Origin of the sequence: Vibrio sp. 10N.222.55.C7 (assembly GCF_041473335.1) — a bacterium.
GTDB lineage: Bacteria > Pseudomonadota > Gammaproteobacteria > Enterobacterales > Vibrionaceae > Vibrio > Vibrio crassostreae_C.
In genome coordinates this window covers 1-23,381 of record NZ_JBFRSC010000066.1, presented here as the reverse complement: position 1 = coordinate 23,381, position 23,381 = coordinate 1, and the positions used below count along the sequence as shown (strand labels likewise).

Genomic DNA, 23,381 nt, shown 5'->3' with positions numbered 1-23,381 from the left:
AGTCAATCACCCGAATAAAAAAAGGCTCACATTTCTGTGAGCCTTTGTCGTATTTAGGAGGGTCCAAATCAATGGACTGTGTCATGGCTAATGTCAAGCAAGCGGTAAGTCTGCAACCACCTGGTTGAACGTGATACGAGCATTCTGAGCTTGCTCAGATAACTCGATCTTTTTCGCTTGTGCGGCACTAAGATTACTCTCGGCCTGCTCAAGTGCTTGTTGTAGGTTCTCTGGTAACTCGTGAGTTTCCATTTGTGAACCTTGTTCTAACACATAAGCGCGAATTTCTTTCTTCACTGCGGCAAGTTCTGTGTAAGCAACACGCTCAAGTTCTGCGGCTTCTTGTGCTGCATCTCTTTCTTTCTCAAACTGAGCCAACGCCATACCTTCAGCAGACCAAGGGTCCATGTCTGGCAGTTCTTCGATGTTGATCGTTGGCTCGATATACGCATCTTGATGGCGTAGGTCGAGGTTAGTCGCACGAACCGCTGAAATCATCAGCATCACAGAGATAGCAAGCAGTGGTAAGCCACCAACAATCGCCGCCGTTTGTAGCGTACTTAGACCGCCTAAGAACATTAGAATCGTTGGTAAGAACGACAGAGTAAATGCCCAGAACATACGGTTCCAGCGCATTGGCTCTTCGGTCACGTTGTTTTGTACAACAGACGCTAGGATGTATGAGATAGAGTCAAATGTTGTTGCCGTGAAAATGATACACAGCATTGTAAATACAGCGATAACCAGCGTGCTCATTGGCAATTGTGCAAGCATCGAGAAGATAGCTTTGGTTGCGCCTTCCGCATTCAAAATGGCAACGACATCTAGCTCACCAGAAAGCTGCAGTGATAGGCCGTAGTTACCTAAGATCATGAAGAACAGGAAACAACCTAGAGAACCAAAGAAGATCGACCCTGACACCATTTGTTTGATGGTTCTGCCGCGAGAGATACGCGCAACAAACAGACCCATACTCGGTGCAAATACTAGCCACCATGCCCAGTAGAAAATCGTCCAGTCTTGTGGGAAGTGAGTGTTTTCGAATGTACCGTAACCACCAAATGGTTCAGCCCACGTTGCCATCACGAAGAAGTTAGACAGTAGGCGACCAATCGAGTCTAAACCTGTTTCTAGCATGAAGATTGTTGGACCCGCGATCAGAACGAAAGCCAACAGACCCATTGCACCCCAGAAGTTGATGTTACTTAGGATCTTGATGCCTTTTTCCAATCCAGCATAAGATGAGTAAGCAAAAATCGCAGTACACACTAAAAGCACCATCACTTGCGTTAGGTTATTTTTAGGTAGACCAAATAGGTGATTCAGACCTTCAGTGATTAGAGGTGCAGCTAAACCTAGTGTTGTTGCAGCGCCGCCTAATAGACCGAAAATGAAAAGGATATCGACGATTTTTCCGGGTACGCCTTTACTGCGGTGTTCACCAAGAACAGGCATTAACGCACTAGAGATCTTTAGAACTGGCTGTTTACGTACATAGAAGAAGTAAGCGATAGGAATTGCAGGGATCAGGTAGATAGACCACGCGATTGGTCCCCAGTGGAACAAACCGTAAGTTGCCGCCCAACGAACCGCTTCTTCGCTGCCAGGTTCTAGTTGGAAAGGCGGTGATTGGTAGTAGTAAGCCCACTCAATACAGCCCCAATACAAGATACTTGCACCGATACCGCCACAAAATAGCATGGCAGCCCATGATGCAGTTTTAAACTCAGGCTCTTCATCGGCTTCGCCCAGTTTAATTTGTCCCATATCACTGAACACAACGTAAACCATAAATGCACAAGCCGCGAGGCCTAGAGCAAGATATAGAAATCCAAGTTGGTCCGTCATGAATGTTTTCGCAACCGCAATCCAGTCTGCACCCTGTGCTGGGAACAAAATGAGCGGGAAAACTATCGTGAGTAGGAGTGCAATAGCACCAAAGAAGGTCGGCTTATCAATAAGCTCAAAAGTGTTTTTCACGAGTATTATTCCATTAAAATGAGAGCGGAATTATGGAATGAACTCGTTTTTTAGACCAAATCGGGTCTGTTGTCGTGACGACAAATTGCTTTTGGCAAAGAGTAATAGGCAAGGCATGAGGTGCCAATGCAAAAGAGGGCAGTGGAAGGAATAGTGTAGAGTGAGGGCAACGTTATATCAGAGCGAGCAAGATGCCACCAACGGTTGCCGCTGCGGATAAGTATTGCCCTGCTGAATAAGAACCATCGTCCTCTTCTTCAATCTTATCTGGATGATCCATACCTAGAGCGCCATGAGCAAATGACTCAACCTTATCGGTAACGGTCGCGTTTTCAGCTTCGACTTTCTTAGCTTCTTTATCGATCTCTTTAAGGGCAGATAATAGGGCTTTGCCTTCATCAGAAAGCTTCACGGTATTTTGCTCAACCTTAAGCGGCGCAGGCTTTTCAGCTTCAGTGCTTTTAGCTTGTGCATTCATTTGCGAAGGTGAATACAGCTGAGTATTACTCGTTCCTATTGGCGTCATATCGCTCTCCTTACCTATCCTTAAATATAGTATCGGCAGAGGTGTGAAAAACTTGTGCAATTAATCATCGATAGTGATGTTTTTTATTCGCACATTACATTTTCGTCTGCTTGGTTAAATCGCCTATTTACTAAGCAAGTCTTGTGCCGATAAGAATGTTTGATTTTAGATAGAGTTAGGATGAATGATGGGAACGTGATCAAATTGTGACGATGGACTAATTATCTAGGATTAGCCCATCGATTCTTTAGCTTAGAAGAGTGGATCAACAGATCCTACTCACACTCTAGGCTAGCGCTGCGTTTTGACAGATGCTTGTATGCCTTCATGCGGTTCTCTTTCTTAACAAAGCGAGCCGGTGGCGAAAGCACTTCAAGCTGATAATCACCGCTATCCGCTGAGATCGCTTCAACTGGGCTGATGATGGCGATTTTTAAATCAGGGTTACGACGTAGAATTGATGCTGCTGTCCCTAAACCACCCTCAGTGTGGAACTTGCCAGCCACGTGAATCACTTGTTTATTTGGGTTCGATGCTAGGTAATCCACAATCGACTCAGCCATGGTTTCGTCCCAGGTAACCTGAGCGGCAAACTGCTTTTCTGTTTGCTCTGGCGTACCGTGGTGCATAGAAGCCATGAACTTTTCTTTGTAAGGGCTATCGCCAGTATCCACTTCGGCGGCAATCCATTGGCGTTGCTCGGTCGATAATTGGTCTAGGTAAGGCAATCCTTTACGGCCAATACACTGCACAAATGGTTTTGGTGCGTTTGCTGCAATAACATCGACGTCGTTGGTTTTTGCGAACTCAACTAATGCGCGGTAATCACTTTCATAGTTCGGCCAAGCTGCCGCTTGAGACATGAGAATTTGTTCGCCAATTTCGCCGTTTAAGTATTGGTCAAGTGTGGCTTGGTGCTCTCGAGTGAACTGTTCCATTGAAAGCGCAATGTTCGATGTTGCGTTGTGGCGCGCTTTTAAGAAGTCGGTTTGGAAGCGGTGAATAGCAGAATGCGTGTGCCATTCGCCAATTAGAACCACATCAGCGTCAATCAGCTGCTCGGGTAATGCATCGAGAGAAAGTGTTTCGCCTTGTGGAGAAGCGAACTGGTAGTCATAGAATGTGGAAACGGATTCCGTTTGAGCCACTTTTTGAGAAGTGGATTTTGCAGGTTGATTAGCACAAGCCGTGAGAAGAGTAGCTAATCCGATAAGAATAATACGTTGCATGAAATGCCTCCTTGAAGAACACGCATACTAAAGGAGGCAAGATAAGATTTCAATGCAAACGATAATCAATATCAATTAAATTAGTTTGCGGTACACTCGCAGCATAAAGTCAGCTTCACAGTTGAATTGCTCTGCCTCGGTGAGTTGTTGTTTAAACTCTTCACTCGCCTTCCAAGCAAACGGCGTCATCTGTAGCAGGTCGAATGCATCTGACCCCGATAGTTCCATCATATAGTTTAGTTGCTCTTGATGCTCAAGCGTAAAACCTTCGATCACTTCTGGATCTTCATCGTGCAAGCGAACGCCATCATAAATTGCATCACGCAGTTGATACAGGTGTCGGCTAGCTGGTGTCACGGTGATCACCACACCACTGTCTTTGATGGTGCGTTGTAGCTCTTCAGCCTTGCAAGGCGCGTAAATGCGTAGAATGCCGTCTAAGCTGTTTTCAGCAAAGGGTAGGCGATGGCTTGATGCAACTGAGAAGTCGACAGCAGGGTAGCGTTTAGCGGCGTATTTGATAGCAATCTTAGAAATGTCTAGGCCAAAAGTAGCACCATTCTTCTCTTGAAGATTCACAGCAATTTCGTTGGTGTAATAACCTTCGCCACAACCAATATCCAATAGGCTAGGCGCCTCTTCTGGTAGGTAGCGAGAACACAACGTCACCACCGCTTGGCGCATTGGGTCATAGTGGTTACCTTCAAGGAAGCGACGACGTGCCTGCATCATCTCTTTGTTGTCACCTGGATCTTTTGAGCGTTTGTGGTGCGCAGGCATCAAATTGACGTAGCCTTCTTTCGCTAGGTCGAACTGATGGTTCTTTTCACACTTAAACGTACGATCGTTTTGAGATAAAGGTTGGTGACACAAAGGGCATTGGTAAGTCATGGAGACCTCTAAAGGAGAATAGACAGCGCAAGTGTAACGAGCTAAAACCAAAAAGTAAAAGAGCGACATAAAGCCGCTCAAAAATCGTTTTTTATAACTGTATTTATACGGTTATTGGGCACTAATCACAGTGATCAGTTGGTGGTTTTCACCCGGCCGGAGTGTTTTACCGGCTTCTAGGCTTGGTGCGTGCCGTGTTGATTCAACACACAACATGGTTAGGTAACCGTCGTCTTGCATGTCACCCATACCCGCAGCCCCTTCTGCCCACGGGTTCCACAGTACTGCAGAGTTATGACCGTGGTTTTCAACTGTTAGCGTGCGATCCAGCTTCTTGTCAGCAACAAAGATTTGCGCTTCTGGTTGCGTGTAAACGCGGTCAATCGTGTCGGTCAGTACCAGTTCAGATCCACCTTGGCAGATCTTGCCACCTTGCAGGCTATCAATGTACTCAGCACCCATACCAGTGGTGGTTGTGTTGTGGATATCGCCAACGTTTAAGTAAGTGTGTAGTGCACCAGAGAAAGTCCATGGCTGAGAATCAGTGTTCTTCACGTCCAGCGTTACTTTTAGTTGTTCGCCGATCTCAACATTCAAGCGAGCATCAAACTGATGAGGCCATACTGCTAGCGTCTCTTCGCTTGGCTTCAGACCTAAGCTAACAATCACGCCAGCTTCGCTTTCACGGTGTTCAACCAATTGCCATTCACTTGAACGGGCAAAACCATGTGCTGGTGCTGCAATGCGACCAAACCAAGGCCAACATACTGGAATACCACCACGCAGAGCCGTTTTACCATCGAACTTAGCTTGTTGGCTCATCCAAATTAGGTCTTCTTGACCTTGCGGTTGGAATGACACCACATGGCCGCCAAACAGTGAAATCGCTGCGTTTGCTTTATCGTGGATAACGCGAACCAGTTTTACACCTTCGTGTTCAACGATAGTGACGTTGTCAGAAAGTACCGCCAGTGCAGGTAGAGTAGATAAATCCATTACATGATCCTTCTAAGGAAATTGAATTCAAATGCTGACTAGAGTGATGCTTGTGTTTTCATGAGTAACAAGCAGAGTCAGTATTAGAATTGAATTTTGCGTTTGGGCTATCTTGATGAGCTTAGACAGACGCGGTTTAAAAGATAGCAGGCATTAAAAAGGCGACACTAAGGTCGCCTTTTTCAAAGTCTGCTCAAAACAGTCTTCGCTAATGCTTATCTAAAGCGATTTCTAAAAAGAAATTACTTAGAGATGTGAGCGATTAGGTCTAGAACTTTGTTTGAGTAACCGATTTCGTTGTCGTACCAAGATACAACTTTAACGAATTTGTCAGTTAGAGCAACACCAGCTTTAGCATCGAATACTGAAGTTTGAACTTCACCGATGAAATCTTGTGATACTACTTGGTCTTCAGTGTAACCAAGAACGCCAGCCATTTCGCCTTCAGAAGCTTCTTTCATTGCAGCACAAATTTCTTCGTAAGATGCAGCTTCTTTTAGGTTAACTGTTAGGTCAACTACAGATACGTTAGCAGTTGGTACACGGAAAGCCATACCAGTTAGAAGGCCGTTTAGTTCTGGAAGAACAACGCCTACAGCTTTAGCAGCACCAGTTGAAGATGGGATGATGTTTTGAGAAGCACCACGGCCACCGCGCCAGTCTTTAGCAGAAGGGCCATCTACAGTTTTTTGAGTTGCTGTAGTAGCGTGAACTGTAGTCATAAGACCAGACTCAATGCCCCACTTATCGTTAAGTACTTTAGCGATAGGTGCAAGACAGTTAGTAGTACAAGAAGCGTTAGAAACGATGTCTTGACCAGCGTAAGATGCTTGGTTAACGCCCATTACGAACATTGGAGTTGCATCTTTAGAAGGACCAGTAAGAACTACTTTCTTAGCGCCAGCAGTGATGTGCTTACGTGCAGTCTCGTCAGTTAGGAAAAGACCAGTTGCTTCAGCAACTACGTCTACGTCGATAGCATCCCACTTAAGGTCTTCTGGGTTACGCTCAGCTGTAACACGTACAGTTTTACCGTTAACGATTAGGTTACCGCCTTCAACTTCAACAGTACCGTTGAAACGGCCGTGAGTTGAGTCGTACTTAAGCATGTATGCCATGTACTCTACGTCGATTAGATCGTTAATACCTACTACTTCGATGTCTGCACGCTCTTGAGCTGCGCGGAATACGAAACGGCCGATACGGCCAAAACCGTTAATACCTACTTTGATAGTCATTGTAGTTGCTCCACAACTTAATTTCTGATTAAAGATAACTGGTAGTAAAATTACAGAATCCAGTATACATCTGCAATAGATAATCCGACTTAACTTGTTTAATGTCAAAAAAAAGCGACGCTTTTCTTAACAATTGGGTGTAAGTGATTGAAAATTGACCATTGCAAGTGGCTCTGTACCCTTCCAGTTGGGTAAAATACCCCTAAATGATGATTCACTTATGAGTGTATATGTACAATGTTTCCTGGTGAGAAAGTATGTGCTACAAAACGACTCATATGCAAGCCTTTATAGAAAAAAGTAAATATAATAACTGAGAATGTGGAGAGATATTAACGTGATTCAAAAGGGAGGAAATATGATAAAGCCTGATGAATACTGGCGTGAGCGCCTAACGGACGACGAATTTTCAGTGTGTCGTGAGCGTGGTACTGAAGCCCCATATAGCGGCAAGTTACTGCACAACCATAAGACTGGCGTCTATAGCTGCACATGCTGTGAAAGCCCTTTGTTTCTGTCGGATAACAAATATGACTCTGGGTGTGGTTGGCCAAGCTTTGATGCCCCAGTGAATGATGAAGCAGTACGCTATATAGAAGATCTAAGTCACGGAATGAAGCGTGTAGAGATCCGTTGTACCGCCTGTGATAGCCATTTAGGTCACGTTTTTCCAGATGGCCCGAAGACCACAGGTGAACGGTTCTGTGTTAATTCAGTGTCGTTAATTTTCAACAAAAATGACGAAAGTACGAAATAACTTGTAACTATTGTCTAATCCTTACAGGTCGCATTTGTCGATTTAGGAATGCTGAAACGCCCAAGATTTCAGATTTAACTCTAGTACAAATAAAAACAGCTACCAAAAAGGTAGCTGTTTTTATTTGAAAGCAGGTGAATAAGAAGCTTAAGTAAGAACACTATAAATGAAGCGATCAGTAACTCGGGACGATTGAAGGGCTGTAAATTCCATCCTCAATCGCTTCGACGATGTTATCTGCGTCTTTATTTAGCTTCTTATAGGTTGCCTTGTCGAAATGGTACAACACCGTGAGCTCGGCTTCAGAAGCAATCGGCACGTCAAAGTCTTTGGCAACCATTGCCCAAACGTACGCTTTTTCCATATGTCCTAGGCTGTGGTTGATACTGGCCATCGACTTGAAGATTTCAGTGTTGGCTACCGAGCCATTAGAAAGCGTTAGCGCATTATTGAGTAGCTTAAGTGTCTTTATATGATTGCGGGTGGTATAGAAGGTTGCCAAGGCATATTGCATCTCAGCTGTGTTTAACGCTTCAGAGCCTTCTAGTTGTAGGAAACTGCGTCTGGCATTGGTGTCCCCAGTTTGCGACCACAAGAAGTAAAGCGTTTCCGGTGTATCAGATTTCGATAGCTCATCAACAATGCGCTCAGACTCTTCGATACTGTGCATTAAAGAGGTAAAGCGACGCTCTTGCAGCTTAGATTGATCGATCGTTTCGATCTGTGCCGCGAGCTCTAGGCACTTTTTGTAGGCAGTGACTAATTCGAATTCTTTAATTTTGTTGATTTCGGTGGGTTGCTTCTGAACTTCAAATCGATGCCAGATGAGGTCGGTACGTGCGACACGACATTGCCCATCGTTCATGTTCAATTGTTCACACTGAAGACCCGGATTGCTTTGGCACAGTTGATCGGTATTTTTGTTCCCTTCAAGACACCCAACCAGAGTGAAAGGCAATAGGCTAATCGCCAACCATTTCATAATTTTCATATTCCTTCACTTGTGATCAGATGCACTTATTATTGGTCAGGTTCTTGACTCAATTCTGTTACGGGTTATTTTCTGGTGAAAATTGTTAAAACTAAGGCTTTACCATGGATGCAGAACAACTTCTTAGCGCAATGACACCCGAGGTCTACGAACGTTTAACCTACGCAGTTGAAACGGGTAAATGGCCAGAAGGTACGGCGCTCTCAAAAGAACAGCGCGACTCGTGTATGCAAGCGGTTATGTTATACCAATCTAAACATAACTCTGAAGCTCAACATATGACAATTGCAGCTGGTGGTGAGATTAGCTTTAAATCTAAGTCTGAACTAAAGAAACAGTTTAAGTCAGATCAAGAAGACATTGTTAGGGTTAACCCGAATCATTAAGCTTAAATTACAACAAAGGGGTGGCAATGTGCCACCCCTTTTAGTTTAACTCGTTTATTTATAAGCAATAAAACGATTTAGTTCACGTTAAGCCGCCGTTACTTTCATAGAATAACTGGCTTTAACGTGAATCCTTGAACAGGTTATAAGCTCATCTCACCGCGCAATACTTGTTGCATCTGAGCCTTCACTTCTTCGTAGCCTAGGTTTTGGCTTAATAGATAATGCAACTTCGCCAGTGCCGCTTCTGGTGTCATATCGTAACCACTCACCACGCCCGCTTCTGCTAGTGCACAACCTGTCGCGTAACCACCCATGTTGACTTTACCAGCCAAACATTGAGTTAGGTTCACCACAATAACACCGCGCTCTGAGGCATCTTTCAGGTGCTGAAGCAGTTCTGGGTTTTGTGGTGCGTTACCCACACCGAAAGTAAGCAGAATCATCGCGTTAACAGGTTGTAATAGCGTGTTACGGATAACTTCGTGTGAGATGCCTGGGTACATTGTGATTACGCCGATAGGTTGCGGAGTAATGTTATGAACCTTGAAAGCACCTTTAGGTTGTTCGTTTACCTTTACGTTATTGCTAAGTTGGATATTGATACCCGCTTCTAGCAATGGATTCAGGTTTGGAGACGTAAACGCATTGAAGCCATCTGCGTGTGATTTTGTGCTGCGGTTACCACGCATCAACTTGTTGTTGAAGAACAGTGTCACTTCGTTGATAGGGTAGTTTGCGGCAATGTGTAGCGCATTCAGCAGGTTTGCTTGTCCGTCTGAACGAAGCTCTGCTAGTGGGATCTGAGAGCCCGTAACAATCACAGGTTTGCCGAGGTTTTCAAGCATGAAAGACAGTGCAGAGGCAGTGTAAGCCATAGTGTCTGTGCCATGCAGGATAACGAAACCATCGTACTTATCGTAGTTCGCGCGAATGTCATCAGCGATAGTCTGCCAATCAAGTGGCGTCATATCTGAAGAGTCCATTAATGGAGAGTATTCGTGAATGGTGTACTTAGGCATCTCTGGGCGATGGAATTCAGGCATGCCAGCTAGCTGCTTATCCATGAAACCTGCGACTGGAACATAGCCGTGGTCAATAGACTTCTGCATGCCAATTGTGCCGCCGGTGTACGCGATATAGATGTGTTTTCTTTCCATGGCGATTAATACTTAGTGTGATGTAGGGAACAGGGGGGCGATTATAGCGAATTATCATGCAATAAAAAGAGGCACCTCACACAGAGGTACCCCTTAGTCATTGAGTTATTGGCTCAACTTATTGAACTTGGCAATTTAAGCAGAAAGCGTATCGGCCTTGTGGGTCGTTAAAGCTGCCTAACAGCTGGCTATCTTGAGCTAACTGCTGAGTAACAGGCTGTAAACTGCTTGGTATCATCGATTGAATATCTAGGCCTATCGACATCTGAACTTGGTTCATAAATTCTTGAATAAATTGTTCAGTGGCCGAAAGTGGCTCTTCTACCCAGTAGATGTTGTAGCTTTCAAGCTCTGCAAGTGAAGCCGCAGCTGCAACCGCATCATCGAAATCACCAATCTCATCGACTAAGCCTTTCTGAATCGCATCTTGACCTGTCCAAACTCGACCTTGAGCAATCTTGTCGACAGCATCGACTTCCAGACCGCGATTTTCTCCAACTAGGCTGATGAATCGGCGGTATCCGTTTTCAATGCCCATTTGGAACGCGTCTTTCGCGCCATCGCTAAGTCCAGTTGTAATACCAAGACCTGAGAAAGGTGAGGTGCCAACGCCATCAGTGTAAACACCAATATCGTTCAACCCTTTTTCGAAGGTGGTGATAACACTGAAGATACCAATTGAACCCGTTAGTGTGGTTGGCTGAGCTAGGATCTTATCCGCACCCATCGAGATCCAGTAACCACCCGAAGCAGCAAGGCTCGACATCGACACAACAACCGGTTTACCCGCTTGCTTGATCGCTTCTATTTCATTACGGATAACTTCAGAAGCAAAGGCACTGCCACCTGGGCTATCGACACGAAGTACAACCGCTTTCACTTTATCGTCGTTACGTGCTTGGCGCAGTAGGGCTGCTGTGGTATCGCCGCCAACGGTGCCACGTGGTTGCTTGCCATCCATAATTGCGCCGCTCGCTACAATCACGGCAACGTCGTGTGATTCACTAGTCATGTTTGGAAGCATGGTTGTACGGTATTCGTAGTAACCAAACGCGTTGTAGCTGTCTTGGCCGTCACTGCCGAAAACATCGGCAAGCTCTAGTCGAACTTGCTGGCGTGTCGCTAGCTCATCCACTAAGCCAAGTTTCTCGGCCAGTTTTGCAATGTCACCGTCCACAGACTCAAGTTCTTTCAAGAAGGTGTCCATGCTTGGGTTCAGTGTCTTAGCGTCTATTTGACGGTTGTTGCTGACGTCATCAACGTACGCACCCCATAGTTGGCTTAACCAACGAGAAGCGGACTCTTTCGCTGCGTCTGACATGTCATCACGAATGAAAGGCTCAATAGCTGACTTATAAGTGCCCACACGGAACACGTGCGTGTTTACGTCTAGTTTCTCTAACAACGTTTTGTAGTAAAGCGAGTAAGCGCTATAGCCTTTAAGAAGAACCCCACCATCTGGTGATAGGAAGACCTTAGTTGCGTAGCTGGCTAGGTAGTATTGGCTTTGGTTGTAAAAGTCACCCACCGCATAAATCGGTTTGCCTGTTGCTTTGAACTCATTCAATGCTTTAGCAATGTAGCGTAGCTTGGTCAGGTTGGTTTCTGGCAGCTCTTTGAGAGCTAAAACGATACCAGTAACCTTGTCATCGTCTTTTGCGTAGCGAATCGTTTCAACGATATCAAACAGGATGTTCTCTTTTGGAAGGTCTTTGCCAAGTAGTGAACCTGTGACCGAATCCATCGGATTGATATAGCGGCTTTGTTCCACAATAGGGCCAGACAGATTAAGCACTAAAGCCGAATCCTGAGGAACCGTCGGTTGAGCCGTATCTGAATGGAAGTACACAAAGTAGATGATGGCGATACTGAGTAAAAAGACTAGGTTAACCAGCGCAAGACGTACAAACGTAATGAGCTTCCAAATCCCTTTAAAGAACATGCCTATAAATTTGAATATTTTTTTCATTCTGTCTCCGCAGTGAGATCACGTCGCTTTAACAAGCCGTAGTACCATTAATCTCAATAATATGAACTGCTTAGTATCCTACGATAATTCCCAAGCTCAAACTACACCAAGAATTGTTAATCGATATATATTCTCATTAAGTGTAGTCAAATTAAGGGCTTCTGAACGATTAATACGTGCAGCATTATGATCGGTGTTACAAAAATGTAAACGGTTGTTTGAACTTTTGGTAATTGAACTATACTGTGGTCAGACCACAAGGATAAAATAATAGAAGTGATGTCTGCCATGTACCCACATTTACTTGAACCACTCGATCTTGGATTTACCCAGTTACGTAACCGTGTATTGATGGGATCAATGCATACAGGTTTAGAAGAAAATAAAGAAGGTCTCCACAAACTCGCCGCGTTTTATGAAGAGCGAGCAAAAGGAGGCGTTGGCCTTATTGTTACCGGTGGTTTCTCTCCTAATTTACGTGGCAGATTAACCCCATTCAGTGCTGAATTCAGTAAAGTAAAGCACGCTAAAGCGCACCAAGTTGTTACCGAAGCCGTCCACAAGCACGGCGGTAAAATTGCGCTTCAATTGTTGCATGCAGGTCGTTATGCGATGCACCCATTTGCGCAAAGTGCGTCTGGCATTAAAGCGCCTATCGCTAAGTTCGCTCCAAGTGAGATGAGCCCTCGTCAGATTAAAAAGACCATTGGTGCCTTTGCCAACAGTGCCGAACTCGCCCAAGTCGCGGGTTACGACGGCATTGAGATTATGGGATCTGAAGGTTACTTGATTAACCAATTCATCTGTAAACGTACCAATATGCGTTACGACGAATGGGGCGGTTCTTATGAGAAGCGCATGCGTTTCCCGCTGGAGATTGTTAAATCGATTCGCGAAGCAGTGGGTGACGACTTCATTATTATTTTCCGACTGTCGATGCTGGATTTGGTTGAGCAAGGCAGCACCTTTGAAGATGTTGTTCTATTGGCTCAAAAGCTGGAAGAAGCAGGCGTGACTATTATCAATACCGGCATCGGTTGGCATGAAGCGCGTGTTCCGACTATCGCGACACAAGTACCACGTGGTGCATTCTCTTGGGTGACGGAAAAAGTGAAACCATACGTGTCGATCCCAGTGGTGACATGTAACCGAATTAATACGCCAGAAGAGGCCGAACGTATTCTTAGCTCTGGGCAGGCTGATATGGTGTCTATGGCGCGTCCATTCTTGGCAGACCCGGATTTTGTTAATAAAGCAGCTCAAGACCAAGCTCAGTTCATCAATACCTGTATCGGTTGTAACCAAGCTTGCCTTGATAACGTGTTTAAAGGTAAACGTGCGAGCTGTTTGGTGAACCCACGCGCTTGTTACGAGACTGAAATTGTTGTTCAGCCAGCGCAAGCGACTAAGACCATTGCGGTTGTCGGCGCAGGCCCAGCCGGTTTAGCCTGTGCAACGACTTTAGCTCAGCGTGGGCATAAGGTTGACTTGATTGAGAAAAATGACCGTATCGGCGGTCAGTTTAGATTGGCAATGCAGATTCCGGGTAAAGAAGAATTCAGAGAAACGATTCGCTACTTTGCTAACCAAATCGACGCATCAGGCGTGAACCTGAAACTGGATACTGAGGCAACGTTTGAGATGTTGTTGAAGTACGATGAAGTCGTGATGGCGGCTGGCGTAGAGCCAAGAAAGCTCGATATTGAGGGCATTGACCAAGAAAACGTGGTCGATTACCAAACCTTGATTCGCGAAAAGACACCAGTAGGCGAAAAGGTCGCGATTGTTGGTGCTGGTGGTATTGGTGTCGATGTGGCAACCATGCTGACAGAACCGACTTCACACAGCCTAGACGATTGGCTGCATGAGTGGGGCATCGATAAGAATATGGAACACCCAGGCGGACTTTACCCTTACCCTGATTCATTCAGCGATAAAACGGTGTGGGTGATGCAGCGTAAAGCGGGTCGTGTTGGTAAAGGTCCGGGCAAAACTACAGGCTGGATTCACAAACGCACACTAGAAAAACGCGGTGTTAATCTACTGGGTGGCGTGAGCTACAACAAGATTGATGACCAAGGTCTGCATATCAGCGTTGGTAAGAAAGAGCAGGTGCTGGATGCTGACTCGGTTATCGTATGTGCAGGTCAGGTGTCAGTTCGTCCATTCGAAGACATGTGGCAAGAGTTTGGTGGCAAACTGCATGTGATAGGCGGCGCCGATTACGCGGGTGAATTGGATGCAGTACGCGCAATTCGTCAAGGTGTTGAGCTAGCGATTAAGTTATAGAATCAGCTATCAAACTGTAATCTTATCAGTAGATATTGTTACTTAATTTGCTGAGTTAGATTTTGAACAAGGCTCCTAAGTCATAGATTTAGGAGCCTTTATTGTTTCTAATCTAGCCTAAATGGACAGCCGTTGAGATTTATTATCGTTTGTATTCTGTGCTAAAGTTCAAGTATACAAATAATAAAGAAATAGTAAGGACTTCAAATGGATGCTTTGGATCTATTGCTCAACAGACGCTCAATCGCAAAACTCTCTGATCCAGCACCTGAAGGTGTGGCGTTAGAAAACATCATCAAATCAGGGCTGCGTGCTCCAGACCACGGTGCACTAACACCATGGCGCTTTGTTATCGCGCAAGGTTCAGGCCTACAAAAGCTTTCAGACATCTTGGTGCGCGCCGCTGAAGCGGATGACAGCGAAGAAGCGGTTATCGAGAAAGTAAAAAAAGCGCCGTTCCGAGCTCCGATGGTGATTACTGTGATTGCCAAAGTAACTGAGCACGAGAAAGTGCCTGCTATCGAACAACATCTGTCTGCGGGTTGTGCTGCACAGGCGATGCAAATGGCCGCAGTCGCACAAGGTTTCCAAGGCTTTTGGCGCTCAGGTAAATGGATGTTCCACCCAGAAGTACACCAAGCATTTGGCCTAGAAGGCGACGATGAAATTGTTGGCTTCCTATACCTAGGCACTCCAGGCTGTACACCAATGAAAGTGCCAGAGCGCGACTTCTCTAAGTTCGTTGAGTTTTTATAAGTGAGCAAAAGCAGCCCAAGATAGGGCTGCCCAACTAAATCTAAAAACTAAATCTGGTGATAAAAGCCATAATAGCTGTAGGTAGTTGAAAGTCTTCAGCAACTAAGAAGTCGATAATCGCTAAAACTGATTCTATTACATCTAGTAAAGAGTTTAACTTTTGAAACATGCCCATATACTCGTTTAAGTAAGTTTAGCACGTTGTTTTTTACATAGACTTTGATATGATTCGCCTTGAAACAAGCCATCATAATCGTTGTCTTAAAGTTTAAAGTCTTCTCCTACAAAGACTTTAAACTCTGCTTATTACAACGTGAGTGATACAGATAAATTAGCCCGCTTTGAGTGGGCTTTTTTATTGCTTAGAATAAGTCATGTTACCTCCCTAAATTCGATTTGTCCTTAGACTACATATAGCCTTAACTTGCACTTCTAATACAACATATTGTGCCCAATTAAACGAGAACCACCAACTTTGAGTATTGATTTAGGTCAATAAAAGCCCCAAGCTGACTAAGATCAATTCATTATTATTACGTTAGTTCTCTCTTTAGGAAAAAATAAACAAAACCAATTATATAGTGTCAAAATCGTTGCTTTTTCTAGAGCCATTGCAGGCAGTGGCCGCGTAGTTATTGGGAGATACAAAACAAGGCGGCTAGTTACGAAAGCTTGTATCAGGCATGTTTTAGTCGTGCATATTTAGTAGTCAGTAGTTTTTTGAATGCTAACTGTATAAACAACCAGTTTTTCTTGATTTATTAGAGCCACATTAGATAATGTGGCTCTAATTGTTTGTAGCATCTGGAAAAACATGTCTCGCCTTATTATTGCTGAAAAACCAAGCCTCGGCCGCGCGATCGCCGCTGCACTACCTAATCCACAAAAGAAAGACCAAGGGTTTATCAAATGTGGCAATGGGGATGTGGTGACTTGGTGTATTGGACACTTATTGGAGCAGGTTGAGCCGGATGCTTATGACGACCGTTATAAGAAGTGGAATTTAGCCGATCTTCCTATCGTGCCGGAGCAATGGCAGCTAAGACCGCGTAAGACTTCAAGCAAACAGCTCACGGTGATCCGAAAGCTATTGAAGGACGCCACTCAAATTGTTCACGCCGGAGACCCGGATAGAGAAGGGCAGTTGCTGGTTGATGAAGTGATTGATTACTGCAAAGTCTCTAAGGCTAAGAAAGAGTCGATGGACAGGCTACTGATCAGCGACTTGAACTTACCTGCCGTAAAACGTGCACTTTCTCAAATGCGCAGCAACCGTGACTTTATTCCGCTTTCTATTTCCGCATTAGCGCGCTCTAGAGCCGATTGGCTGTATGGCATGAACATGACTCGTGCTTATACCTTACTCGGTCAAAAGGCTGGCTACCAAGGCGTGTTGTCGGTCGGGCGAGTACAAACGCCTGTACTTGGTTTGGTGGTAAGGCGCGATGAAGAGATCGAAAACTTTATTCCGAAAGATTACTTCACTTTGCACGCTTTGATCCCTTATCAAAATCACGGCCAGAGCTTTGATATTCGTGCGCGTTGGAAGCCAAGCGAAGCATGTAAACCATGGCAAGATGAAGAAGGGCGCGTGCTCAATCGAAAGCTGGTTGAGAATGTGGCTAACCGAATTGCGAATCAACCCGCGACGGTGACGGAATCAGAGCAAAAGCAAAGTAAACAAGCTGCGCCACTGCCTTACTCGCTGTCAGCCTTGCAGATTGATGCGTCTAAGCGTTTTGGTATGAGTGCTCAACAGGTGTTAGATACGTGTCAGTCATTGTACGAGAAACACAAACTCATCACTTACCCACGTTCTGATAGCCGCTATCTACCTAAAGAGCACTACTCGCAGCGAGAATCGATCGTTGATGCTATCGCTAACAATGCGAAAGAGCTGCAAAGTGGCGCTCAAGGTGCGGACCTTTCTCTTAAATCAAAAGCATGGAACGACAGTAAGGTCGATGCTCACCACGCGATTATTCCTACTCCGAAGAAGTCATCGGTGAACGGCCTGTCTGCCAACGAGATGAAAATCTATCAGCAAATCGCTCGTCAGTATCTAATGCAGTTTTACCCACCTGCGGTTTTTGCTGATGCTAAGCTGGTCTTTGATATCGCTGGTGGCGTGTTCATCGCAAAAGGGCGTCAGCTTATCAACCCGGGTTGGAAGGTGTTGATGGGTAAAACGGATACCGAAGAAAAAGGGGATGGCACGGATACGGTTCCTCCATTGGATAAAGGTACGGTGTTGAGGTGCCGTGAAGGCGTGATTGGTGATAAGAAAACTGAGCCACCAAAACACTTCACGGAAGCGACATTGCTTCAAGCGATGACAGGTATCGCGCGTTTTGTTGCGAACAAAGATCTCAAAGCCATTTTGAAAGAAACCGATGGCCTTGGCACAGAAGCAACCCGTGCGGGTATTCTAGATACTCTATTCAAAAGGCAGCTGCTAACGCGCCAAGGTAAGAGTATTCACAGTAGCCCTGCGGGCAGAGGCTTGATTCATGCCTTACCTGAGGATTCTACCTTCCCAGACATGACGGCACATTGGGAGCACCAGCTGCAAGGCATGGCAGAACGAAATCAAGCGTATCAGCCTTTCATGCAAGCGTTAGAAAGCAAGATTGATGGTTTAATGGGTAAAGTAAAAACGGGAGAAGTTCCTGAATCACTCCGCCACCTTCCTAAAGTCGAGAGACCTGCCTTCAAACGCCGTAAAGGCGGTGGGGCGAAGAAGTCTTACGCCAAGACAGGTACGTATGCTAAGAAAGGTACTTCCGCTAAAAAGAGCACTAAAAGCTAAGACTTATTGAGGTTAGGATTAGCGACCGACTTTACGGCCACAACGTTTAAACAGTTGCTGCCAATAGTCAACATGGCGACGAGTGGATGATCGAAAGGCTTGATGTGCATCTTGGATGGGAAAGTAATAACTGTGCAGTTCAGGTTGCGCGTCAAACATTCCTAGTTGCGGGGCTATGTGCTGATAGTAGCCATCCAGTTGCGCCATGTAAGGCTGAACCTTACCTATGTATTGTTGCTCGAACACATTGTTGAGATAGCGGAACTTAGTGGTGTCTCGTTGTTTACCACAGATGATCTTGTCATCAAAAGTTGTCAGCTGTTTGGTGATGGTATCAAGCTCAACTGACGCCCGAGCGAGCGAGTAGTATAAATCCCCAAGGGTCGAACTCTTCTCTAATACTTCTTGAACCTCAGTGGTTTTGCCGGAAACGAGCGATGTGTTTAACGCTTGATTGATGTGTTCTAACGCATCACTGGTTTGTCGTACCTGATCGCCTATATCAGCGCGTAACCACTGACTACCCCGCATTTGTGACTGCATAGCATCGCTGGCATAGATGAGATTCCATTGATGCAGTGGAAACTGTGCGAGTTTCTGTTGCTCAATTTCTCTTAGTAATTCTACGATCTCTGGGTCTAATTCATTACTGGATAAACATTTGCCCAAGCCTTCAAGTAGCGCGACTTGATAATCGTAATTACGAAACTCATCCGCGACCTTGCCCAGAACCGAATTTCTTTCTGCAATCAGGTTGAACAATCCACACTGACGAAGCTGGTAGCTGTCGATGAGGCCGATAGAGAGTGAGGGCACGTCAAGCAGCAGTTCTCGTTTTCTCGGTAGGCTTTCAAATTCCCATTCCTCTATTATCTCGTCAGCATCTTGTACTCTGGCTATCTTTGTTTGATAGTCGTCGAACAAGTCGCCGGGGCCATCACTGAAACAGCCAGCTAGCATCACTGTTAGACAAAACAGCGTTGAGTGCTTAACTAGGTTTGAGAGATGCCCTGCATTCATCTGTGGATTACCAGTCAATTTCGCTGCCATCGAAATTGAAGAAGTGACCACTCACTTCGGTATTCGCTGACTCGATGACTTCAATCAGGCCGGAAGCTGAAGTGTCGGTGTCGATCAGAGCATTAGGGCCACCCATTTCAGTCTGCACCCAACCTGGATGCAGTGCTAACACCGTAAAGCCATCATCGGTTAAGTCGTTGCTTAGGCTCTTCACCACGGAGTTTAGAGCGGCTTTAGAGGAGCGATAGATGTAACCGCCGCCTGAGGTGTTCTCTGACATACTGCCGACTCTAGAGGATAAACAAGCGACCTTTTTGATATCGCTGTCTTTGAGTAAAGGCAATAGCGTTTCGACAAGCTTTAGTGGAGCGATGGTGTTGACTTCGAATACACGACGCCACTCTTCAACATCGGTATTACCCAGCCCGTAGCCTTTAGGGCCATAGTAGCCAGCGTTGTTGATCAAGATATCAATCGACTCTATTTGTGAAGGGAGTTGGCTTACTGCTTGGTAATCGGTTATCTCTAATTGAATACAGGTAAGGTTGGTGTTGTGGTCTGCGAGTGAGAGCAGTTCTTTTGCTGAATTGTCATCACGATAAGTCGCGTACACCTTGTGATTACTTTCCAAGTATTGTCGAGTCAGGCTTAAGCCAATGCCGCGGTTCGCTCCAGTAATAAAAATAACGCTCATGGTGATTCCTTTTCAGTTCAATTAGTTAAGTTTGATGGCTTAACACGAGAAAATCAACGCTCCACCAACTGGCCATTAGCATTCCTACAAAAATCATTACTGCTGCCGCTGAGCCGCAGATCACCCCAAAGATGAGTATTACGTTTTTCATTATGGTCTCTACTTTATAATTAATAACAATGATAACCATTATCATTAATTAAGGTTGTCGCCAAGTTTGAGGCTGTTATGATTTTGAGAAAGATACGCAATTAGCCTGATTATGATTCCTTTAATTTACCACCCAATCTATTCACAGTTACCTTTACCAGAAGGTCATCGCTACCCAATCAACAAATATCAGTTGTTGCATAGTGCTGTTGAGGCGCTGATGAATAGCGAACCTCGATGGAAGTGCAAGTTTGAAGTGTGCCAACCAACGCCGGTTTCGGTTGAGCAAGTAAAACAGGTACATGATAGCGAATATGTTGATTTGCTCGTGTCTGGTAAGTTACCTGCAGCAAAGATGAGACGTATCGGTTTCCCGTGGAGCGAGCAACTTATCGAAAGAACACTCTACTCAAGTGGTGGAACCTGCTTGGCCGCTGAAATGGCAATAGAGACTGGTTTAGCGATTCATTTGAGTGGTGGTTATCATCATGCGCATCATGATTTTGGAAGTGGCTTTTGTTTGTTGAACGATTTGGTTTTAGCGGCAAAACACGCGCTGACCTTTGAACATATCGATAAAGTGCTGATCGTTGATAGCGACGTTCATCATGGTGATGGCACAGCAACTCTTTGCCAAGACAACGACGAAATCATTACTCTGTCGTTCCACTGCGATAAAAACTTCCCTGCACGAAAGCCGCTATCCGATTTAGATGTGCCATTAAGTCGTGAAACAGAAGATGAAGAGTTCCTACGTTGTTTTGAACAAGTCACTAAGTTAGCGATTGCTCACCATCAACCTGATCTGATTATTTATGATGCGGGGATCGATATCCATCAAGACGATGAATTGGGTTATTTGAATGTCTCGACACAAGGGATATTTGAGCGCGACTGTTTCATGATTGAATTAGCGAAATCAGAGTCTATTCCGATGGCCTGCGTAGTCGGTGGCGGATATCGAACTCAACATCAAGATTTGGTGCCGATTCACATGCAGCTGTTAAAAGCGGCTTATCATGTTTACGGTTAACCTCTCAAATTAGCGCCTGATAGCTCATTGAAATGATGGTGTGAAATAAGCGTATCTTGCACCATAAAAGACACGGTTGCACCATTGTGATTCATATAAAGTGCTTTTTTATTAATTAGTTACGTATTTGTGTGATTAATTGTGGTCTGTAAATTGCTTTACCCATGTGTCTATAAAAACACAAGGGATAAAAATGAACCTGACGGACAAGGAACGTAGTTGGCTTAATTGGTTTGGCGCAACAGGAAAACTGGCTATGCGCAGAGCTTGTTTCCTCAATCGAAGTAGGACGGAAGAGCTTGAACAAGCTTTTGAAAGCATTGCTCACACGCGAGTTCAACTTCTGCATAATTGGGTCAAGAATCAATGGGATTTTTTAGAAGACTCTGCGGTTTATTTAGCAAGTCGAACGGAAGAGCAAGCACAGGGGACGTTAGCTAGCCTTCTTAAACGCAGTACGGATTTTTCTGAGTTAGCGATCGTTGATGCTAAGGGGATCGCACAAGCATCGAGTTATCATGAACATGTAGGGGTTAATCTTGGAGACAAGAAGGCTTTAGTTGAAGGAGCTTCAAAGCGTTATCTTCATGGGCCGTATATGGATCCACGCACGTTGAACGTAGGGGCGTCGAGTTCATCGTTTCATGACCAAGTAACGCTGATGTTTTATGTCCCCTTTTCTCGGGATGAAGGTGCCCAGCAATTCCTATGTGGTCGTGTTCCTAATGATGTTATTGGTGACATTATTCAGAGAGAAGCGGGGCATATTTATAGCGAGTCGGGTGATAACTATATCTTTATGGTCGACTCCATTCATGATCCTCATACTCAGCCGGGGGTTGCGCTCTCTCGTTCTCGCTTTGAAGATAATACCTTTTCACACGGCGAGAACTTAAAGCAAGGGGTTCATACTGATTGGGGAACGGTTAAGATCCAGCACCACACCGAATTTGAGATTCGCTTTACGGACCCAGCCACTAATCAGCTTCACCCAGGCGTAAGAGAAACCATTAAAAATGGCAATAACTTGTTTATTGGTTATCCGGGGTATTCTGACTATCGCCACATACCCGTTATTGGCAAAGGTATCACTTTTCAATTGGATGGTTCACCAGATACCTTTGGCATGATGTGTGAGTCCGATTTAGAAGAGGTCTACAGAGACCGAAGTCTAAGTTATACCTTATCTAAGCACTTTATCAGCTGCATGCTACTGCCTCTATTTGTTCCATTACTGTTTGCCAACCTTTATACACTCACACCTTTTATGCAGAGTGGTATTATGTTCGCTTGCGCGTTGCTTTCATTGGGCTTATTCCGTTTAGTTAGCGCCAAACCACTAGCGAAGAAGATTCATGAAATGACCGGGGTAATGCAGACCTTAGCCGAAGGTGATGGCAACTTAAGTCGGAGACTTGATCCCACCACATTCAGTCATAATGAACTTGGCAACTTAGGGCGCTGGACTAACAGTTTTATCGACAATTTAGATAACACGGTGAGTGAGTTGATCCATGCGAGTCACGAAGTTAGAGAGGTTTCGGAATCGATGTTTCGTCGCAGTGTCGTGATGAAGCAAACCAGTGATGATGCATCACAAGCGTTAAGCAATATGCTTCAGTTGAGTCAGTATCAACAGAGCGAAATTACTCATGCGAGTGTCTCAGCAACGCAAATGGACACGGTGATGAAACAAGCCGTCCTGAGCGCAGAGAAGGAGTACAATCAGTCCGTCGAAGGCATGGAGATTGTTCGCAATATCGTAGAAAGCTCGGCGCATAGCGTGAATGAGGTGAATAATGAAATGACTAAGGTGTCTGACATTATAGATATCATTACTGACATTACCGCGCAGACTAACCTTTTGGCCTTGAATGCGGCCATTGAGTCGGCAAGAGCAGGTGAACACGGGAGAGGGTTCTCTGTCGTCGCTTCTGAAGTAAGAACTCTGGCTGACCGAACTTCACAAGCTGCTAACCATATTAGTGACCTAATGAAAGAGCTGCATAGTAAGTCTCGCAGTGCTGTTGAGTCCATGGAGCGAGGTGTCGAGAATGTGAGTAAAGGAAACTTAACAGTCGACTCAAATGCTCGCAGTGAGCAAATTCAATCAGCGGTGAGTGACCTCTTTACCACGATGTCTAACTTAGATGAAAACAGTCAGAAAAATGGACAAACGGCAGATAAAGCCCAACGTTCAATATCTGACTTACAACTGTCTACTAAGCAACTCGCACGTCGAGTGTCCTTGATGGGCAATGCATTGAGCCGTTTAGACCAATTGATTGGGCGTTTTGAAGTGAGCCGAAAGGTGGCGTAGTGGAAAATACGTAAGTTCTTTACGCAAACGCCTGTCTCGTCCTAAAATACGTTGACAGTATTTCTACTAAGCCAACAGCATCAGCTGTTGGCTTTTTTCATGCACCTCATTTGGAGTTTTCATCCTGAGACTAAGGTGCGGCCTCATATTGTTATAGGTACTTATAGACTCTTTTACTAGTTGTTTA

18 protein-coding genes are annotated in these 23,381 nt (G+C 45.0%); 7 read left to right on the top strand and 11 right to left on the bottom strand.

Features of this window, described 5'->3' with window-relative positions:
- Window positions 1-93 precede the first annotated feature (93 nt).
- The 6 genes from AB4482_RS20845 to gap form a co-directional block, all read right to left on the bottom strand.
- Window positions 94-1,980 (bottom strand): BCCT family transporter, encoded by a 1,887-nt coding sequence (locus tag AB4482_RS20845; RefSeq protein WP_017063436.1) that lies wholly within the window; start codon window positions 1,978-1,980, stop codon window positions 94-96.
- Between the two features lie 172 nt (window positions 1,981-2,152).
- The gene (locus AB4482_RS20840) at window positions 2,153-2,506 is read right to left on the bottom strand and encodes a hypothetical protein (RefSeq protein ID WP_372181580.1); all 354 of its coding nucleotides are present in this window, start codon (window positions 2,504-2,506) and stop codon (window positions 2,153-2,155) included.
- Window positions 2,507-2,781: 275 nt separating this feature from the next.
- Complete coding sequence (locus AB4482_RS20835; RefSeq protein WP_372181579.1) at window positions 2,782-3,735, bottom strand: ChaN family lipoprotein; 954 nt, start codon at window positions 3,733-3,735, stop codon at window positions 2,782-2,784.
- Window positions 3,736-3,810: 75 nt separating this feature from the next.
- A complete protein-coding gene (rlmA, locus tag AB4482_RS20830; RefSeq protein ID WP_372181578.1) occupies window positions 3,811-4,626 on the bottom strand; it encodes a 23S rRNA (guanine(745)-N(1))-methyltransferase in 816 nt (271 codons plus the stop codon).
- A gap of 111 nt (window positions 4,627-4,737) precedes the next feature.
- The gene (locus AB4482_RS20825; RefSeq protein WP_372181577.1) at window positions 4,738-5,622 is read right to left on the bottom strand and encodes a D-hexose-6-phosphate mutarotase; all 885 of its coding nucleotides are present in this window, start codon (window positions 5,620-5,622) and stop codon (window positions 4,738-4,740) included.
- A gap of 242 nt (window positions 5,623-5,864) precedes the next feature.
- The gene (gene gap / locus AB4482_RS20820) at window positions 5,865-6,860 is read right to left on the bottom strand and encodes a type I glyceraldehyde-3-phosphate dehydrogenase (RefSeq protein WP_017059382.1); all 996 of its coding nucleotides are present in this window, start codon (window positions 6,858-6,860) and stop codon (window positions 5,865-5,867) included.
- 319 nt (window positions 6,861-7,179) lie between these two features.
- On the opposite strand from gap, the gene msrB reads away from it, so the two are divergent.
- On the top strand, window positions 7,180-7,617 hold the full coding sequence (gene msrB, locus AB4482_RS20815) for a peptide-methionine (R)-S-oxide reductase MsrB (protein ID WP_080582205.1): 438 nt from the start codon (window positions 7,180-7,182) through the stop codon (window positions 7,615-7,617).
- Between the two features lie 175 nt (window positions 7,618-7,792).
- Here the strand turns inward: msrB and AB4482_RS20810 are convergent, their stop codons facing one another.
- Window positions 7,793-8,599, bottom strand: a complete 807-nt coding sequence (locus AB4482_RS20810; RefSeq protein WP_017059380.1) for a DUF2989 domain-containing protein — start codon at window positions 8,597-8,599, stop codon at window positions 7,793-7,795.
- 113 nt (window positions 8,600-8,712) lie between these two features.
- Here AB4482_RS20810 and AB4482_RS20805 point away from each other — a divergent pair, with 113 nt between their 5' ends.
- Entirely contained in the window at window positions 8,713-8,994 is a 282-nt protein-coding gene (locus AB4482_RS20805) for a YeaC family protein (protein ID WP_010437067.1), read from the top strand.
- Between the two features lie 143 nt (window positions 8,995-9,137).
- Here the strand turns inward: AB4482_RS20805 and ansA are convergent, their stop codons facing one another.
- Together ansA and sppA are read right to left on the bottom strand one after the other, a co-directional pair.
- Complete coding sequence (ansA, locus tag AB4482_RS20800) at window positions 9,138-10,154, bottom strand: asparaginase (RefSeq protein WP_017063439.1); 1,017 nt, start codon at window positions 10,152-10,154, stop codon at window positions 9,138-9,140.
- A 118-nt stretch (window positions 10,155-10,272) separates the two neighbouring features.
- Window positions 10,273-12,123, bottom strand: coding sequence for a signal peptide peptidase SppA (sppA, locus tag AB4482_RS20795; protein WP_029235699.1), 1,851 nt, complete (start codon window positions 12,121-12,123; stop codon window positions 10,273-10,275).
- Window positions 12,124-12,402: 279 nt separating this feature from the next.
- On the opposite strand from sppA, the gene AB4482_RS20790 reads away from it, so the two are divergent.
- The 3 genes from AB4482_RS20790 to AB4482_RS20780 all read left to right on the top strand — a co-directional run bounded on the left by AB4482_RS20790 (window position 12,403) and on the right by AB4482_RS20780 (window position 17,977).
- Complete coding sequence (locus tag AB4482_RS20790; protein ID WP_017070327.1) at window positions 12,403-14,412, top strand: NADPH-dependent 2,4-dienoyl-CoA reductase; 2,010 nt, start codon at window positions 12,403-12,405, stop codon at window positions 14,410-14,412.
- Between the two features lie 207 nt (window positions 14,413-14,619).
- Window positions 14,620-15,168 (top strand): NAD(P)H nitroreductase, encoded by a 549-nt coding sequence (locus tag AB4482_RS20785; protein WP_372181576.1) that lies wholly within the window; start codon window positions 14,620-14,622, stop codon window positions 15,166-15,168.
- 814 nt (window positions 15,169-15,982) lie between these two features.
- Window positions 15,983-17,977: a DNA topoisomerase III gene (locus AB4482_RS20780; protein WP_372181574.1), complete on the top strand. Its 1,995-nt coding sequence runs from the start codon at window positions 15,983-15,985 to the stop codon at window positions 17,975-17,977.
- Window positions 17,978-17,995: 18 nt separating this feature from the next.
- Here the strand turns inward: AB4482_RS20780 and AB4482_RS20775 are convergent, their stop codons facing one another.
- Both AB4482_RS20775 and AB4482_RS20770 read right to left on the bottom strand, forming a co-directional pair.
- The gene (locus tag AB4482_RS20775) at window positions 17,996-19,027 is read right to left on the bottom strand and encodes a DUF3080 domain-containing protein (protein ID WP_372181572.1); all 1,032 of its coding nucleotides are present in this window, start codon (window positions 19,025-19,027) and stop codon (window positions 17,996-17,998) included.
- Window positions 19,005-19,691, bottom strand: coding sequence for an SDR family oxidoreductase (locus AB4482_RS20770; protein ID WP_017059372.1), 687 nt, complete (start codon window positions 19,689-19,691; stop codon window positions 19,005-19,007). Before AB4482_RS20770 ends, AB4482_RS20775 begins: the two co-directional genes overlap by 23 nt.
- A 262-nt stretch (window positions 19,692-19,953) precedes the next feature.
- Between AB4482_RS20770 and AB4482_RS20765 the strand changes: the two genes are divergently transcribed.
- Both AB4482_RS20765 and AB4482_RS20760 read left to right on the top strand, forming a co-directional pair.
- Window positions 19,954-20,874: a histone deacetylase gene (locus AB4482_RS20765; protein ID WP_372181570.1), complete on the top strand. Its 921-nt coding sequence runs from the start codon at window positions 19,954-19,956 to the stop codon at window positions 20,872-20,874.
- Window positions 20,875-21,067: 193 nt separating this feature from the next.
- A complete protein-coding gene (locus AB4482_RS20760; RefSeq protein WP_372181569.1) occupies window positions 21,068-23,194 on the top strand; it encodes a methyl-accepting chemotaxis protein in 2,127 nt (708 codons plus the stop codon).
- Window positions 23,195-23,381: the final 187 nt, after the last annotated feature.

Bases quoted from the DNA above. Each gene is read 5' to 3' on its own strand.
- AB4482_RS20840 (WP_372181580.1), bottom strand. From the start codon at position 2,506: ATGACGCCAATAGGAACGAGTAATACTCAGCTGTATTCACCTTCGCAA.
- AB4482_RS20835 (WP_372181579.1), bottom strand. From the start codon at position 3,735: ATGCAACGTATTATTCTTATCGGATTAGCTACTCTTCTCACGGCTTGT.
- rlmA (WP_372181578.1), bottom strand. From the start codon at position 4,626: ATGACTTACCAATGCCCTTTGTGTCACCAACCTTTATCTCAAAACGAT.
- AB4482_RS20825 (WP_372181577.1), bottom strand. From the start codon at position 5,622: ATGGATTTATCTACTCTACCTGCACTGGCGGTACTTTCTGACAACGTC.
- gap (WP_017059382.1), bottom strand. From the start codon at position 6,860: ATGACTATCAAAGTAGGTATTAACGGTTTTGGCCGTATCGGCCGTTTC.
- msrB (WP_080582205.1), top strand. From the start codon at position 7,180: ATGTGGAGAGATATTAACGTGATTCAAAAGGGAGGAAATATGATAAAG.
- AB4482_RS20810 (WP_017059380.1), bottom strand. From the start codon at position 8,599: ATGAAATGGTTGGCGATTAGCCTATTGCCTTTCACTCTGGTTGGGTGT.
- AB4482_RS20805 (WP_010437067.1), top strand. From the start codon at position 8,713: ATGGATGCAGAACAACTTCTTAGCGCAATGACACCCGAGGTCTACGAA.
- ansA (WP_017063439.1), bottom strand. From the start codon at position 10,154: ATGGAAAGAAAACACATCTATATCGCGTACACCGGCGGCACAATTGGC.
- sppA (WP_029235699.1), bottom strand. From the start codon at position 12,123: ATGAAAAAAATATTCAAATTTATAGGCATGTTCTTTAAAGGGATTTGG.
- AB4482_RS20790 (WP_017070327.1), top strand. From the start codon at position 12,403: ATGTCTGCCATGTACCCACATTTACTTGAACCACTCGATCTTGGATTT.
- AB4482_RS20785 (WP_372181576.1), top strand. From the start codon at position 14,620: ATGGATGCTTTGGATCTATTGCTCAACAGACGCTCAATCGCAAAACTC.
- AB4482_RS20780 (WP_372181574.1), top strand. From the start codon at position 15,983: ATGTCTCGCCTTATTATTGCTGAAAAACCAAGCCTCGGCCGCGCGATC.
- AB4482_RS20775 (WP_372181572.1), bottom strand. From the start codon at position 19,027: ATGGCAGCGAAATTGACTGGTAATCCACAGATGAATGCAGGGCATCTC.
- AB4482_RS20770 (WP_017059372.1), bottom strand. From the start codon at position 19,691: ATGAGCGTTATTTTTATTACTGGAGCGAACCGCGGCATTGGCTTAAGC.
- AB4482_RS20765 (WP_372181570.1), top strand. From the start codon at position 19,954: ATGATTCCTTTAATTTACCACCCAATCTATTCACAGTTACCTTTACCA.
- AB4482_RS20760 (WP_372181569.1), top strand. From the start codon at position 21,068: ATGAACCTGACGGACAAGGAACGTAGTTGGCTTAATTGGTTTGGCGCA.